Raw genomic sequence first — 14518 nt, 5'->3', positions numbered from 1 at the left:
GGCGTAACAGAACGCGCCCCGAAGGGGCGCGGGGAACTGCGCGCCCGATCACGACGCACCCGCAGCCTGCGACGGCGGAACAGGGGCAGCCCCTGCCCAGCACGGCCGGGAGGGGGCGAGCCGACGTCGGGCACCCCTACGCCGAGACCACCCGCACCTGCGTCAACTTACTCATCTCCGCCACCAGCTCGTCCTCCACCGGCCCGCTGAGCAGCACATGGTCGAAGGCGCTCACCGGGTCCAGCCGGTGCAGGGCGCTGCGGCCGACCTTGCTGTGGTCCATCAGCAGCACGCTCACCGAGCCGGCCTCCCGCATCGCGCGCTTGAGGGCGACGATCTCCTGTTCCTGGTGGTAGGTCATGGTGCCGGTGATGGCTGAGGTGGAGACGACGGTCAGATCCACCGAGAAACTCTTGATCATCTCCAGCGCCGAGAGCCCGATCCACGAGTCGTGGGTGCGCGAGTACTCGCCGCCGATGCTGATCAGCCGTACGTCCTCGACGGGCCGCAGCTCCTCGGTGATCAGCCGGTAGTTGGTCACCACGGTCAGCGGCCCCACCTGCGGCAGCAGCTTGGCGAAGGCCAGCGCGGTGGTCGAGTCGTCCAGCATCAGCGACATGCCCGGCGTCACGAACTCCAGCGCGGTCCTGGCCAGCGCCTCCTTCTCGCCGGTGTGCGCGTGCAGCCGGAAGTCGGAGCTGGACTCGAAGACGGTGGAGGGCTGCGCCGAGACGCCTCCGTGGTACTTGCGCAGGATGCCGCGGTCGGCGAGCTCGGCGATGTCCCGGTGCACGGTCATCACGCTGACGCCGGTCAGCTCCGTCAGCTCCGCCACCGAGGCGTCGCCCTTGGCCAGCACGTGGTCGACGATCTGCTGCTGACGCTTCTGGCGCGTGAGGCGCGCTGCTGAGTGGGCGGTCATACGGACCATCCTGCACCCCGTACGGTGCCTCCCGGCCCCCGGAGGGCCGAAGTCTCACATCGCTGCTGGTGCGCGTATCAGCCCATGAGTGACAGATAACAAAACCAGTGTTAATTTGCTGGGAGCCGAAGGTGAGGAGTTCCGGCCGTGGCCGATGCAGTGGTGTTTGACATGGACGGAGTGCTCGTCGAGAGCGAGCATCTCTGGGAGCGGCTGTGGACCGCGTTCGCCGCCGAGCGCGGCAAGCAGTGGGGGCCCGAGCAGACCAAGAGCTGCCAGGGTATGAGCGCGCCCGAGTGGGCCGCGTTCCTCACCGAGTTCGCCGGGGCCGGCGACAGCGCCGCCGACACCGAGCGCGCCGTCGTGGACGGCATGATCAAGGCTCTGGAGGACGGTGAGATCGAGCTGCTGCCCGGAGCGCGCGAGATGATCGCGGAGACGGCCGCGCGCGGCCCCATCGCGCTCGCCTCGTCCGCGCCGCGCCGCGTGATCGACGCCGTCCTCGCGCACCATGGAGTCGACCACCATTTCAAGGCCACCGTCTCCAGCGCCGAGGTCCCGCGCGGCAAGCCCAGCCCGGACGTCTACCTCGCGGCCGCCGAGAAGCTCGGCGTCCCCGCGGCCGACTGCCTGGCGGTCGAGGACTCCAGCAACGGGCTGCGGGCCGCCGCGGCGGCCGGGATGACGGTCGTCGCCATCCCCAACCCCGGCTATCCGCCGGCCGCCGACGCGCTGGCGGGCGCCGCGCACTCGGCGAGCGACCACGACGACGTACGCCGTTTCCTGCTCTCGCGGCTCGGCGACGGTGCCCAGTTCAAGGAAGGTGACCCGGCATGACGGACCAGACAGCGGCCCCGGTCGAGGTGCTGGCCTCGGGCGACCACTTCATCGCCCCCCAGCTCTTCGTCGACGCGCTCAAGGCCGCGGCGCCTGGCATCGCGCTGGACTTCCGTACCCAGACCACGCCCTGGCCGCACACCCCCTTCGGCCCCGTCGGCAATGTCAAGGAGGCCAGCGGCACCGAGGACGAGCTGCTCGAAGCGCTCGGCGACGCCGAGGTCGCGCTGATCCAGATGGCGCCGTTCACCGACCGCGTCATCCGCGAGGCCCCGCACCTGAAGCTGATCGCGGTGGCCCGCGGCGGCCCGGTGAACGTGGACGTGGCGGCCGCCACCCGCGCCGGTATCCCGGTCACCTTCACCCCCGGCCGCAACGCGGCGGCCGCCGCCGAGTTCGCGCTCGGGCTGATGCTGGCCGCGCTGCGCCGTATCCCCGCCTCCGACGCGGAGCTGAAGAAGGGCACCTGGCGCGGCGACTACTACGCCATCGAGAACGCCGGGATCGAGCTGGACGGCACCACGGTCGGGCTCGTCGGCTACGGCGCCATCGGCGCGATCGTCGCCCGGGTACTGCGTGCCTTCGGCTCGAAGGTGCTGGTCGCCGACCCCTACGCCGACCAGGCCAAGGCGGCCGCCGACGGCGTGGAACTGGTGGCGCTGGAGGAGCTGCTGCGCCGCAGCTCGGTCGTCAGCCTGCACGCACGCGTCACCGACGAGACCCGGCACATGCTGAACGCCGACAACCTCAAGCTGCTGCCCAAGGGTGCGGTGCTGGTCAACTCGGCGCGCGGCGAACTGATGGACTACGGTCCGCTGCCCGCGATGCTGGAGTCCGGCCACCTGGGCGCGCTGGCACTGGACGTCTACGACGTCGAGCCGCCGCCCGCCGACTGGCCGCTGCACCGCGCGCCGAACGTCATCACCACCCCGCACCTGGCGGGCGCCACCCGGCAGACCGCCGACCGCGCAGCGGCCATCACCGCGGCGCAGGCGGCCGCCCACCTGCGCGGCGAGCGCCCGCAGTTCGTCGTCAACCCGGAGGTGTTCGAGACCACGGGGGCCGCCGGGGGAGGGCGGCAGTCGTGATCGTCGGGGTCGACGTCGGCACCTCGGTCACCAAGGCCCAGCTCATCGCGCGCGACGGGCGCACCACCCCCGCGCACGAGGCCCGCAGCACGCTGTACACGCTGCCGGGCAACCGCGTCGAGCAGGACATGGACGAGGTCATCGGCACGGTCGTCACCGTCGTACGGGCAGCGGTCGCCGACGCCGCGCTGCTCGACCCCCACGAGCCGATCGAGGCACTGGCGCTGACCGGCCAGGGCGACGGCCTGTGGCTGCGGGACGCGCACGGCCGCCCGGTGGGCCGCGCACTGTCCTGGATGGACGGCCGCGCGGCCCCCGTCCTGGACAAGTGGGCCGCCGACGGTACAGCGCGGGAGGTGCACCGGCGCACCGGAGCCGGCATGTTCCCGGGCGCTGCCGGGCCGCTCCTCGCCCATCTGGCCGCGCACGAGCCCGAGCGGCTGGAAGCCGCCGATGTGGCCGGGTACTGCGTCGACGCCATCGCCCAGCGCTTCACCGGCGAGCGGACCGTGGACGCCTCCGACGCCTCGGTGCCGTTCCTGGACGTGGCACGGCGCACCTACGACGACGAGGCGCTGGAGCTGTGCGGGCTGGGCCGCTGGCGGGGGCTGCTGGCCGAACCAGCGCCGCCCGGTGCGCTGTTCGGCCTGCTGCCCAAGGTCGCCGCCGAGCTGGGGCTGCCCCCCGGGCTGCCGGTCAGCGCCGGCCCGTTCGACATCCCTGCCTGCGGCTTCGGCTCGGGCCTGGAGCGGGTCGGCGAGGGCAACCTCATCATCGGCACCACCCTGGCCTGCCAGGTGCTCGGCGACGACCCGGCGCCGGGCGCGGGGGACGAGGCGGCAGGCATGATCCTGGCCACCCCCTACCAGGACCGGTATCTGCGGGTGATGCCCGCGATGATCGGCACCGCCGGTCTCGACTGGCTGCTGGGCATGCTCGGCGTGCGCATCGAGGAGCTGGACGCGCTGCTGGCCCAGTCCCCGTACGGCGCCGCCGGGGTCACGGCCCTGCCCTTCCTGTCCACCAGCGGCGAGCGTGCGCCCTTCGTCGACGCCCGCGCCCGCGGCCGCCTCGACGGGCTCTCGCCACTGACCGGCCGCGCCGACCTGGTGCGAGCCCTGTGCGAGGCCGTCGCCTACTCGGCACGGCACTGCCTGGAGACCCTCGGCGTCGACGGCGCCGTCACCGCCTGCGGCGGGGGAGCCCGCTCCGGCGAGTGGGGGCGCATCTTCGCCGGCGTACTCGGCCGGGACGTCCATGTGCGGGAGGACGCCGTGGGCATCCGCGGCGCCGCACGGGTCGCCTGGCGAGCGCTGGGCGTCGCGGCCGAGGGCTTCGGCGCCGCCGCCGAGGGCCGGGTCGCCCGCGCCGACGACGAGGCGGTCGCCTTCTACGAAGACGGCTACCACCGCTACCTCGACACCTTGGAAACAGCCCGCCGCTCCTGGTGACCCGCGCCCGGGGTGACAACACACTGCTGGAGCCCATATGACCCGCATCTGCAACGACCCGGCCCGCTTCACCGAGGACATGGTCCGAGGCTTCGTCGCGGCCCACCCCGAGCATGTCCGCGCCGTCCCGGGCGGAGGCGGCGTCGTACGGGCCCGCCGGCCCGGCACCGCGAAGGTCGCCGTGCTCACCGGCGGCGGCTCCGGCCACTACCCCGCCTTCTGCGGGGTGGTCGGTGACGGCTTCGCCGACGGCTCGGTGATAGGCAACGTCTTCACCTCACCTTCCGCAGCACAGGCGTACTCCGTGGCGGCGGAGGCCGAGACCGGCGCGGGCGTGCTGTTCCTGTTCGGCAACTACGCGGGCGACGTCATCAACTTCGGGCAGGCGGCGCAGCGGCTGACCGCCGAGGGCATACCGGCCCGCTGCTTCGCCGTCACCGACGACATCGCCAGCGCGCCCACGGCCGAGGCGGACCGGCGGCGCGGCATCGCGGGCGGCTTCACCGTCTACAAGACGGCATCCGCGGCGGCCGAGGAGGGCGCGGATCTGGACGAGGTGGTCCGCGTCGCCGAGCACACCAACGCCCGTACCCGCTCGCTCGGTGTGGCCTTCGCCGGGTGCACCCTGCCCGGCCAGCGGGAGCCGCTGTTCACCGTCCCTGAGGGCAAGCTGGGTCTCGGCCTGGGCATCCACGGCGAACCCGGCGTCAGCGAGAGCGAGCTGACCAGCGCCGAGGAGCTGGCCCGCACCCTGGTCGAGGGGCTGCTGGCCGAGCGGCCCGGACAGGCGGCGGCGGACCGCCGGGTCGCGGTGCTGCTCAACGGCCTGGGCGCCACCAAGTACGAGGAGCTGTACGTCCTGTGGGCGTCGGTGGAGCGGCTGCTCACCGAGGCGGGGCTGGAGCTGGTACGCCCCGAGGTGGGCGAGCTGGTCACCTCGCTGGACATGGCGGGCTGCTCGCTGACCGTCACCTGGCTGGACGAGGAGCTGGAACGGCTCTGGCTCGCCCCCGCCGACACCCCCGCATTCCGCCGCGGCGTCCTCGCCCCCGCGGACCCGGGCACCGGCGGATCGGTGCCTGCCCAGCGCACGGCCTCGGCCGCGGCGGGCGCCACGGCGACGACGACCGCCCGGACGGCCGCCACCCCGGCGGCCGCCACCCGGACGGCCGACGCGCCCGCCACGGCCACCGGTGAGGCGGTCACCACCGCCGACACCGTCGTACGTGCCCTCCAGGCGGCCCACACGCTGCTGCACGAGCACGAGGAGAACCTCGGTCGCCTCGACGCCGTCGCCGGGGACGGTGACCACGGGCGCGGCATGTGCAAGGGCGTGGACGCGGCGCTCGCCGCCGCCGAGAAAGCGCAGGTCGCCGGCGCGGCACCGGCCGCGTTGCTGGGTGCGGCCGCGGACGCATGGGCCGCCGAGGCGGGCGGCACCTCGGGGGCGCTGTGGGGCGCCGGCCTGCGCGCCTTCGGTACCGCGCTCCCCGCCGACCGCGCCCCCGCGCCCGCCGAGTTGGCGGCCGGCGCCCGCGCCGCGCTGGAGGCCGTCACCTCGCTCGGCAAGGCAGCCCCCGGCGACAAGACCCTCGTGGATGCGCTCGCCCCGTTCGTGACCGCCTTCGGGGAGCGGCTGGAGACGGGCGCTCCGCCCGCCGAGGCGCTCACAGCTGCGGCCGGAGCGGCCCGTACCGCCGCCGAGGCCACTGCTGAGCTGCGCCCGAAGCTGGGCCGCGCCAGGCCGCTCGCCGAGCGCAGCGTCGGCACCCCGGACCCGGGCGCCATGTCGCTGGCGATGGTCCTGGGCGCGCTGGCCGAGACCGTACGCCACCTCTGACCCTCTCGCCCCGCGGGTCCCGTCGTCCCGCAGTCCCGCCGCCCCCCCCCGTCACCAGGAGGAACGCACCATGAGCAGCACCCCCGCAGCGCCCCGCCGGCCCTTCCGGATCGTGGTGGGCTGCGACAACGCGGGTCTCGACTACAAGGAAGCCCTCAAGAAGGATCTGCTGGGCGACGCCCGCGTGGCCGAGGTCACCGATGTCGGGGTCGACGGCGCCGGCGCGGACATCGACCGGGCCTATCCGCACGTCGCCGTGGAGGCGGCCCGCCGGGTCGCCGACGGGGAGGCCGACCGCGCGCTGCTGATCTGCGGCACCGGGCTGGGCGTGGCCATCAGCGCCAACAAGGTCCCCGGCATCCGGGCCGTCACCGCGCACGACAGCTACTCCGTACAGCGCTCCGTGCTCAGCAACAACGCACAGGTGCTGTGCTTCGGGCAGCGCGTGATCGGGCTGGAGCTGGCCCGCACGCTGGTGGACGAGTGGCTGGATCAGCGCTTCGACGAGGGCTCGGCGTCGGCGGAGAAGGTCGCCGCGATAGCCGACTACGAGCGGGGCTGCTGAGGGGCTGCCCCTGTTCCGCCGCCGCAGGGCGCGGGGGCCTTGTGGCTGGGCGCGCCGTTCCCCGCGCCCCTTCGGGGCACAAAGGCAGGAGCCCCCGCCTCGGCGGGGGCTCCTTGGGTACTGCTGGATACTGCAGAGTCAGGGACTACTGCGCGGTGACATTCTCCGCCTGCGGACCCTTGGGGCCCTGCGTGACATCGAACGACACCATCTGGTTCTCCTCGAGAGAGCGGAAACCGGATGCGTTGATCGCGGAGTAGTGGACGAAGACATCGGGACCGCCGCCGTCCTGGGCGATGAAACCGAAGCCCTTTTCGGCGTTGAACCACTTAACGGTTCCGGTAGCCATAAGCCCTCCTTGGGCCTATAAGGGTGTCCCTGCTCCCAGAACCCACAAAGAAGCCTGAAAACGACGAGAGCCCGCGGTCACATGCTCCGCAGGCTCTGTACTGCAAGGGAAACCAAACTGCAACTTGGCTTCGAGCCTAGCACGGTGGTGCCCGGCGTGGAAGGCCTGCGGATCATGTGCCGTGCGCCGGCCGAGGGACCCCGCGTGGCGGGGCCGGGAGCGGGGCGTACTCTCCGGAGAGTGACTGCGAAACCGAGGCATGTGCGCACCCGACCCCGCGTCGCGCACATCCAGTTCCTCAACTGTCTGCCGCTGTACTGGGGCCTGGTCCACACCCACACCCTGCTGGACCTGGACCTCACTCGGGACACCCCCGAGAAGCTCAGCGAGATGATCATCGACGGGCGCCTCGACATGGGCCCCGTCACTCTGGTCGAGTTCCTGCGCAACGCCGACGACCTCGTCGCGCTGCCTGACATCGCGGTGGGCTGCGACGGCGACGTGATGTCCTGCGAGATCGTCTCCCGCGTCCCGCTCGACCAGCTGGACGGCGCCCGGGTGGCGCTGGGCTCGACATCGCGCACCTCCGTACGGCTGGCCGAGCTGCTCCTCACCGAGCGGTACGGCGTCCAGCCGGAGTACTACAGCTGTCCGCCCGATCTGGAGCGGATGATGAAGGAGGCGGACGCCGCCGTCGTCATCGGCGATGTGGGGCTGCGCGCCTATCTGCGGCAGCTTCCCGAGCAGGACCTCCAGGTGCACGACCTGGGGCGGCTGTGGAAGGAGTGGACGGGGCTGCCGTTCGTCTTCGCCGTCTGGGCGGTGCGCCGCGACTTCCTCCAGCGCGCCCCGGAGACGGTGCACGAGACGCACCGGGCCTTCCTGGCCTCGCGCGATCTGGCCATGGAACAGGTCGACCAGGTGGCCGAGCACGCCGCGCGCTACGAGATCTTCGAGCCGAAGGTGCTGGAGCGGTACTTCACCACCCTCGACTTCCGGTTCGGCGAGCGGCAGCTGGAGGGTGTCGCCGAGTTCGCCCGCCGTACGGGCGCGACGACCGGTTTCCCGCCGGACGTCCGGGTGGAGATGCTGCGCCCTTGAGCGCGCGCTCCGGTGCCCCCGAATGCCCTGGGCACGGCTGGCGTAGGCTGGTCCGGCGCCGCTGTGCCGTGGTACGCGGCCAGCTGTATCGAATGTGCGAATGTGCGACCTTTGGAGGGACGCCACGGTGACAGCGCACGTGTCGGAAGCCGACCTGCTCTCCGCCCTCGACCGCGCCGCCGCCGGGGGGCGCGTCACTCCCGAGGAGGCGCTCGACCTCTACCGGTACGCGCCCCTGCACGCGCTGGGCGCTGCCGCCGACAAGGCGCGGCGCCGCCGCTACGCGGGGACCGAGCACATCGCGACGTACATCATCGAGCGCAACATCAACTACACCAACTCGTGCGTGACGGCGTGCAAGTTCTGCGCCTTCTACGCCTCGCCCAAGAGCGACAAGGTGTGGATCCGCGATCTGGACGACATCCTGCGCCGCTGCGCGGAGACGGTGGAGCTGGGCGGCACCCAGATCATGTTCCAGGGCGGCCACCACCCGGACTTCGGGGTGGAGTACTACGAGGAGCACTTCGCCGCGATCAAGAAGGCGTTCCCGCAGCTGGTCATCCACTCCCTCGGTGCCAGCGAGGTCGAGCACATGGCGCGGATCTCCGAGGTGACGCCGAAGGAGGCGATCGAGCGCATCCACGCGGCCGGGCTCGACTCCTTCGCGGGTGCCGGGGCCGAACTGCTCCCGGCGCGGCCCCGCAAGGCCATCGCCCCGCTCAAGGAGTCGGGTGAGCGCTGGCTGGAGATCATGGAGATCGCCCACGGCCTGGGGGTGGAGTCCACCTCCACCATGCTGATGGGCACCGGCGAGACCAACGCCGAGCGGATCGAACACCTGCGGATGATCCGGGACGTGCAGGACCGCACCGGCGGCTTCCGCGCCTTCATCCCGTACACCTACCAGCCGGAGAACAACCATCTGAAGGGGCAGACGCAGGCGACCGTCTTCGAGTACCTGCGGATGATCGCCATCGCGCGGATCTTCCTCGACAACGTCGCCCACATCCAGGGCTCCTGGCTGACCACCGGCAAGGACATCGGCCAGCTCTCGCTGCACTACGGCGCCGACGACCTCGGCTCGGTGATGCTGGAGGAGAACGTCGTCTCCTCGGCGGGCGCCAAGCACCGCTCCAACCGGATGGAGCTGATCGACCTCATCCGCAAGGCGGGCCGCGTCCCGGCGCAGCGGGCCACGACGTACGAGCACCTGGTGGTGCACGACGACCCGGCGAACGACCCGGTGGACGACAAGGTCGTCTCGCACTTCTCCTCCACCGCCATCGACGGGGGCACCGCCCACCCCGAACTGGCGCTCATCGACGCGAACTGACGTCGCTGACCGGCGACGCTGAACTGGCGATGTGAACTGACGACCGGACGGACAACAGACGACGTGACGCGGGCATCCCTGGACAAGAAGCCGCACGAGGTCGCGGCCATGTTCGACGACGTGGCGGCCAAGTACGACCTCACCAACGACGTGCTCTCGCTGGGCCAGGCCCGGCTGTGGCGGCGGGCCGTCGCCGACGCCGTCGACGCGCGCCCCGGCGAGCGGGTGCTGGACCTGGCGGCGGGTACCGGCACCTCGTCGCTGCCCTTCGTGGAGGCCGGGGCCTTCACGGTGCCGTGCGACTTCTCGCTCGGCATGCTGCGCGAGGGCAAGCAGCGCCACCCCTGGATGCCCTTCACCGCAGGGGACGCGACCCGACTGCCCTTCGCCGACGCCACGTTCGACGCGGTGACCATCTCCTTCGGGCTGCGCAACGTCAGCGCCGTTCAGGAGGCGCTCGCGGAGATGCGGCGGGTCACCAAGCCCGGCGGGCGCGTGCTGATCTGCGAGTTCAGCCACCCGGCCTGGGCGCCCTTCCGCACCGTCTACACCGAGTACCTGATGCGCGCGCTGCCGCCGATCGCCCGGCGGGTCAGCAGCAGCCCGGACGCCTATGTGTACCTCGCGGAGTCCATCCGCGAGTGGCCCGACCAGCCCGCGCTCGCGGCCCGCCTCCAGGACGCGGGATGGACCCGGGTGGCGTGGCGCAATCTGACGGGCGGCATCGTGGCGCTGCACCGCGGGTTCCGCGCCCGGGACTGAGCGCGGGGCAGGGCAACTGACGCGGCGTCGGACCGAGGCGCTGTCGGCCAAGTCCGGTTGCGCTTGGATAAATCTCCTTCCCCCCAGGGGCGTTCGGCGGAACGATGTACCCCGTCCCTACCTACCGTACGCGCACGAGCGGTGCCCCTGTGTGCCGCTTCGTCCCCTCCCGTACGCAACCGCATCGGAGCGCCATGTCGTCCCCGCCGCCGCCGTCATCCTCGCGCTGCCCGCAGTGCGGTGCCGAATCCCCCGCCGAGGCACGCTTCTGCATGTCGTGCGGCGCCCCGGCGGCACCAGCGGCCCCGCCCCCTCCCGCGGCCCCGCCCCCTCCCGCGGCGCCGCCGACCCATGCACCCACCCATGCGCCGACCCAGGTCTCGCAAACGGCCCAGCCCACGCCGCCGGCGCAGCCTCCACAGCCCGGGTACGCGCCGCCTCCACCGCCCGGCCAACTCGCCGGACCCGCCCGGCCGAGCCCGGTCGGCATGTTCCTGGCACGCACCGTCAAGGGCGACTGGCTCGGCGCGCTGCGTGTCGCCGGGTGGCCGCTTGCGTTGGTGTTCGTCGCGGCCTGCGCCATCGGCATCTGGTCCGACGACGACATCGACGACCTGGACATCGGCTGGGGCACCCGGATGCGGGTCGCGCTGGCCGCGCTGCTCCAGGGGGTCGGCGGCGGATTCGGCGTCTCGGCCGACCCGGACTACCGCACCGACGGCGTGCGCGTCGCGGGAAGCGCGGAGATCTCCGGACTGCCGCTGCTGGCCACAGCGCTGTGGATCGGCGCGCTGGTCCTCGCGGCCCGGTTCGAGCGGCGCCGGCTGGCGACGGCGCCGCCCTCGGCCGGCTTCGAGGCGGCGCTGCGGATCGGTGTGCTGGGCGGACTCGGCGGGTTGGCGCTGGGCCTCTACGCCTCGCCGTCGTACGAGGGTCTGGAGCTGGAGTCCTCGCCCGGTCTCACCCTGCTGTGGGCTTTCCTGCTCTCCACGGTCGTCGCCGGGACGGTGCTGACCCGGGGTACGGCCGACGCCTGGCTGGCCACCCGCCCGGGGCCGCGCGCGGTGGTGGGCGCGCTGCGGACCGCGGTGCTCGCGCTGGTGTGTGTGCTCGCGCTGGCTTCCGTCGTGATGTTCGTGGTCCTGCTGGCCTCCGAGGACGATGTCAGCGCCGGTGACGTCTGGGGGCTGGTGGCGATGCTGCCCAACGTCGGCGCTTTCGGCCTGGCGCTGGCCTGGGGCGCGCCCATCGACGTCAAGTGGAACGTCACAGAGTGGAGCATGGGTCGCGAGTCGTTCGGCTACGGCGAGCTGAGCGACCTGGCGGACGGTTGGGCAGTGGTGGGCGCGCTGGCCGGCGGGCTGGCGTGCGCGCTGCTGCTGGGCACGCTGGTGGCCCGGCGCAGCGCCGACCGCCGCGAACAGTTCCTCGCCGCCGGGATCTTCGTCCTCGGATTGCTGCTGGTCGCCGGTCTTGCCGGGGCCGGCTTCAAGGCGGGCTTCCACGAGGCGACGGCTGCCGTGGACGGCGGCAGCGGCGGCCTCGGCGGGGACTACGGCGGCAATCCGGACGGCGACTTCGGCACCGCACCCGACGGCGACTACGGGGGCGACTACGGCGACGGCTACGGGGGCGGCCTCGGCTCCGGCGACCGCTTCTTCGCCCAGGGAGAGGTCGCGGCGGGCATCGCCGAACTGCTGCTGTTCGCCCTGCTGTGGTCCTACGGCGGCACGCTGCTGGTCCCCTTCATCCGCGCCCAGTTCGGCAAGGGCGGCCCCGGCGGGACGGGCCCGGGCGCGTACGGCGCAGGGGCTTACGGTGCCGGGGCTTACGGAGCGGGGACGTACGGCGGCTACGGGGCCGGGAGCCATGGACCGGGCAGCTACGCCCCGACTGCCACGGGGGCACCGGCCGCACCCGCTGGGCCCCCACCGCCCGCCCCGGCGCCGGCACCCGCTCAGGGGGACGAATCGGGGGCCGCGTACCCGGCCACCGAGACCGGGGACGGTCCCGAAGTCCTGGGCCCGGGCGGGGGTGGCGGTCCCGTGCCGCCGCCGCAGCGCAGGCGGGGACTGATGTGGGCGGGGCTCGTTCTGGCCGTGTTCCTGGTGGGCGGCATCGCGGCCGGGGGTGCCTTCTATCTGGCGGGTGACGACGGCAAGGGCGACAGCAAGTCGGCCGCAGGGAAGCCCACGAAGGGAACCACCAAGGACTCCTCCAACAAGCAGCAGCCCGCCGACGAGGACCCCGAGGGGCCGAAGCCCGCACCGTCCGACAGCTTTGATGCTCCAGCCCCCGACGACGACACCGGAACCGGCGAGGACGTCGGCGCGGGCGGCTCACCGGGCAGCCCGCAGACCACCGAGCTGCCCGAGGGCTTCAGGTGGGTGAACGACTCCAAGGGGTTCTCCGTCGGCGTCATGGAGGGCTGGCAGCGCCGTACGAAGGGCACCCAGGTCGACTACGAGGCGCCCACCGGGGGCGACTATCTGCGGATCGGCGTCATCGAGAACGCCGGCCAGTCCTCGTACGAGAACTTCCGCACCCTGGAGAAGGGCGCGCGCAAGCGGGACGGGTACCGGCGGCTCGAACTGTCGAAGAACACCTTCCGGGGACGGCCCGGCGCCCGCTGGGAGTTCGTCTACACCTCGGACGACTCGGGTCGCACCATCCACGCCATCGACCAGGCGTACGTCAGCGAGGACGGCACCGAGTACAGCATCTATGTCGAGAACCGCTACGACGAGTGGGACCCGGACCGCGAACAGGTCTTCAGCACCGCGCTGAGCACCTGGGACGAGAACGGGAACTGACGGCGCCGAGGGCGTGAACCGTGCGGCCCCCGAGGGCGGGGGCCGCACAACGGCGGGGCCCGAGCGCCCGCATAGACTGGCGCGGTCAGCCGAATCAGCCAGCACGCGGGAGTCCCAGTGGCCGATCCCCAGTCGAAGGCAACAGCTTCCGAGCGGACCGCCGATGTGATCGTCGTCGGCGCCGGGCCCGCGGGCTCCACGACCGCGTACCACCTGGCGCGCAGCGGTCTGGACGTGCTGCTGTTGGAGAAGACCGCGTTCCCGCGCGAGAAGGTGTGCGGCGACGGCCTCACCCCGCGCGCCACCAAGCAGCTGGTGGCGATGGGGATCGACATCTCCGAAGAGGCGGGCTGGCTGCGCAACAAGGGCCTGCGCATCATCGGCGGCGGGCACCGCCTCCAGCTCCCCTGGCCGGAGCTGGCCAGCTACCCGGACTACGGCCTGGTCCGCAAGCGCGACGACTTCGACGAGCAGCTCGCCCGCCAGGCGCAGAAGGCAGGCGCACGGCTGTACGAGCGCTGCAACGTCACCGAGCCGGTCCTGGACGAGCGGACCGGCCGGATCACCGGGGTGCACGCCAAGCTGGGCGAGGAGAAGACCCCGGTCACCTTCCACGCCCCGGTCGTCGTCGCGGCCGACGGCAACTCGACGCGGCTGTCGCTGAAGATGGGCCTGCACCGCCGCGAGGACCGGCCGATGGGCGTCGCGGTCCGTACGTACTTCACCTCGCCGCGGCACGACGACGACTACCTGGAGTCCTGGCTGGAGCTGTGGGACCGGCGGGGCCCCGAGGACCGGCTGCTGCCCGGCTACGGCTGGATCTTCGGCATGGGCGACGGCACCTCCAACGTGGGCCTCGGCGTCCTCAACACCTCCGCCGCCTTCAAGGAGCTCGACTGGCGCGAGGTGCTCAAGGCGTGGTGCGCCTCGATGCCCGAGGAGTGGGGTTACACCCCGGAGAACATGACGGGCCCCATCCGCGGTGCCGCGCTCCCGATGGCCTTCAACCGCCAGCCCCACTACACCAAGGGCCTGCTGCTGGTCGGTGACGCGGGCGGACTGGTGAACCCGTTCAACGGGGAGGGCATCGCCTACGCCATGGAGTCCGGTGCCATCGCCGCCGAGACCATCGTCCAGGCACACGCGCGGGCCACCCCGGCGCAGCGGGAGCTGGCACTGCGCCGCTACCCGAAGCTCCTCAAGGACACCTACGGCGGTTATTACACGATGGGCCGCGCCTTTGTGAAGCTCATCGGCAACCCCAAGGTCATGAAGCTCGCCACCGAACGCGGCCTCACGCATCCGGTCCTGATGCGCTTCACCCTCAAGATGCTCGCCAACCTCACCGACCCCACCGGCGGCGACGCCATGGACCGCATCATCAACGGCCTCGCCAAGGTGACCCCCAGGGCCTGACGGCGGGGGCCTGCCGCCCGTCGCACAAGAAGAGCCCCGCC

The 14518-nt window shown here is 72.4% G+C and carries 12 protein-coding genes; 10 read left to right on the top strand and 2 right to left on the bottom strand.

The genetic code is table 11. The annotated features are described in order from the left end of the window. Positions 1 to 136: 136 nt before the first annotated feature. Positions 137 to 922 (bottom strand): DeoR/GlpR family DNA-binding transcription regulator, encoded by a 786-nt coding sequence (locus HC362_RS13280; RefSeq protein WP_243084129.1) that lies wholly within the window; start codon positions 920 to 922, stop codon positions 137 to 139. Between the two features lie 147 nt (positions 923 to 1069). Here HC362_RS13280 and HC362_RS13275 point away from each other — a divergent pair, with 147 nt between their 5' ends. The 5 genes from HC362_RS13275 to HC362_RS13255 all read left to right on the top strand — a co-directional run bounded on the left by HC362_RS13275 (position 1070) and on the right by HC362_RS13255 (position 6703). Then, the gene (locus HC362_RS13275; RefSeq protein ID WP_243084128.1) at positions 1070 to 1759 is read left to right on the top strand and encodes an HAD family phosphatase; all 690 of its coding nucleotides are present in this window, start codon (positions 1070 to 1072) and stop codon (positions 1757 to 1759) included. Beyond that, entirely contained in the window at positions 1756 to 2847 is a 1092-nt protein-coding gene (locus tag HC362_RS13270) for a 2-hydroxyacid dehydrogenase (RefSeq protein WP_243084127.1), read from the top strand. The genes HC362_RS13275 and HC362_RS13270 overlap by 4 nt, the downstream gene beginning before the upstream one ends. Next, complete coding sequence (locus HC362_RS13265) at positions 2844 to 4298, top strand: FGGY-family carbohydrate kinase (RefSeq protein ID WP_243084126.1); 1455 nt, start codon at positions 2844 to 2846, stop codon at positions 4296 to 4298. The genes HC362_RS13270 and HC362_RS13265 overlap by 4 nt, the downstream gene beginning before the upstream one ends. A gap of 37 nt (positions 4299 to 4335) precedes the next feature. Next, positions 4336 to 6138, top strand: coding sequence for a dihydroxyacetone kinase family protein (locus HC362_RS13260; RefSeq protein WP_243084125.1), 1803 nt, complete (start codon positions 4336 to 4338; stop codon positions 6136 to 6138). A 70-nt stretch (positions 6139 to 6208) separates the two neighbouring features. Beyond that, a complete protein-coding gene (locus HC362_RS13255) occupies positions 6209 to 6703 on the top strand; it encodes a ribose-5-phosphate isomerase (RefSeq protein ID WP_243084124.1) in 495 nt (164 codons plus the stop codon). A gap of 145 nt (positions 6704 to 6848) precedes the next feature. On the opposite strand, the gene HC362_RS13250 is transcribed toward HC362_RS13255, so the two are convergent. Further along, positions 6849 to 7052 carry a cold-shock protein gene (locus HC362_RS13250; RefSeq protein ID WP_019354156.1) on the bottom strand — a complete coding sequence of 68 codons (204 nt, stop codon included), beginning with the start codon at positions 7050 to 7052 and terminating at the stop codon, positions 6849 to 6851. A 240-nt stretch (positions 7053 to 7292) separates the two neighbouring features. On the opposite strand from HC362_RS13250, the gene HC362_RS13245 reads away from it, so the two are divergent. The 5 genes from HC362_RS13245 to HC362_RS13225 all read left to right on the top strand — a co-directional run bounded on the left by HC362_RS13245 (position 7293) and on the right by HC362_RS13225 (position 14477). After that, entirely contained in the window at positions 7293 to 8153 is an 861-nt protein-coding gene (locus HC362_RS13245) for a menaquinone biosynthesis protein (protein WP_243084123.1), read from the top strand. 127 nt (positions 8154 to 8280) lie between these two features. Continuing rightward, positions 8281 to 9486 carry a cyclic dehypoxanthinyl futalosine synthase gene (gene mqnC / locus HC362_RS13240; RefSeq protein WP_243084122.1) on the top strand — a complete coding sequence of 402 codons (1206 nt, stop codon included), beginning with the start codon at positions 8281 to 8283 and terminating at the stop codon, positions 9484 to 9486. A 63-nt stretch (positions 9487 to 9549) separates the two neighbouring features. Beyond that, the gene (locus HC362_RS13235) at positions 9550 to 10248 is read left to right on the top strand and encodes a demethylmenaquinone methyltransferase (protein ID WP_243084121.1); all 699 of its coding nucleotides are present in this window, start codon (positions 9550 to 9552) and stop codon (positions 10246 to 10248) included. Positions 10249 to 10736: 488 nt separating this feature from the next. Then, complete coding sequence (locus HC362_RS13230; RefSeq protein ID WP_243084120.1) at positions 10737 to 13061, top strand: hypothetical protein; 2325 nt, start codon at positions 10737 to 10739, stop codon at positions 13059 to 13061. Between the two features lie 117 nt (positions 13062 to 13178). Continuing rightward, entirely contained in the window at positions 13179 to 14477 is a 1299-nt protein-coding gene (locus tag HC362_RS13225) for a geranylgeranyl reductase family protein (protein ID WP_243084119.1), read from the top strand. Positions 14478 to 14518: the final 41 nt, after the last annotated feature.

Source organism: Streptomyces sp. 891-h (assembly GCF_022760275.1).
Lineage (GTDB): Bacteria > Actinomycetota > Actinomycetes > Streptomycetales > Streptomycetaceae > Streptomyces > Streptomyces spirodelae.
This window is presented reverse-complemented; position numbering and strand designations above follow the sequence as displayed.

What these genes read in the sequence shown, in the direction of transcription:
- HC362_RS13250 (WP_019354156.1), bottom strand. Translation starts at nt 7,052, where the DNA reads ATGGCTACCGGAACCGTTAAGTGGTTCAACGCCGAAAAGGGCTTCGGT.
- HC362_RS13255 (WP_243084124.1), top strand. Translation starts at nt 6,209, where the DNA reads ATGAGCAGCACCCCCGCAGCGCCCCGCCGGCCCTTCCGGATCGTGGTG.
- HC362_RS13270 (WP_243084127.1), top strand. Translation starts at nt 1,756, where the DNA reads ATGACGGACCAGACAGCGGCCCCGGTCGAGGTGCTGGCCTCGGGCGAC.
- HC362_RS13230 (WP_243084120.1), top strand. Translation starts at nt 10,737, where the DNA reads ATGTTCCTGGCACGCACCGTCAAGGGCGACTGGCTCGGCGCGCTGCGT.
- HC362_RS13280 (WP_243084129.1), bottom strand. Translation starts at nt 922, where the DNA reads ATGACCGCCCACTCAGCAGCGCGCCTCACGCGCCAGAAGCGTCAGCAG.
- HC362_RS13260 (WP_243084125.1), top strand. Translation starts at nt 4,336, where the DNA reads ATGACCCGCATCTGCAACGACCCGGCCCGCTTCACCGAGGACATGGTC.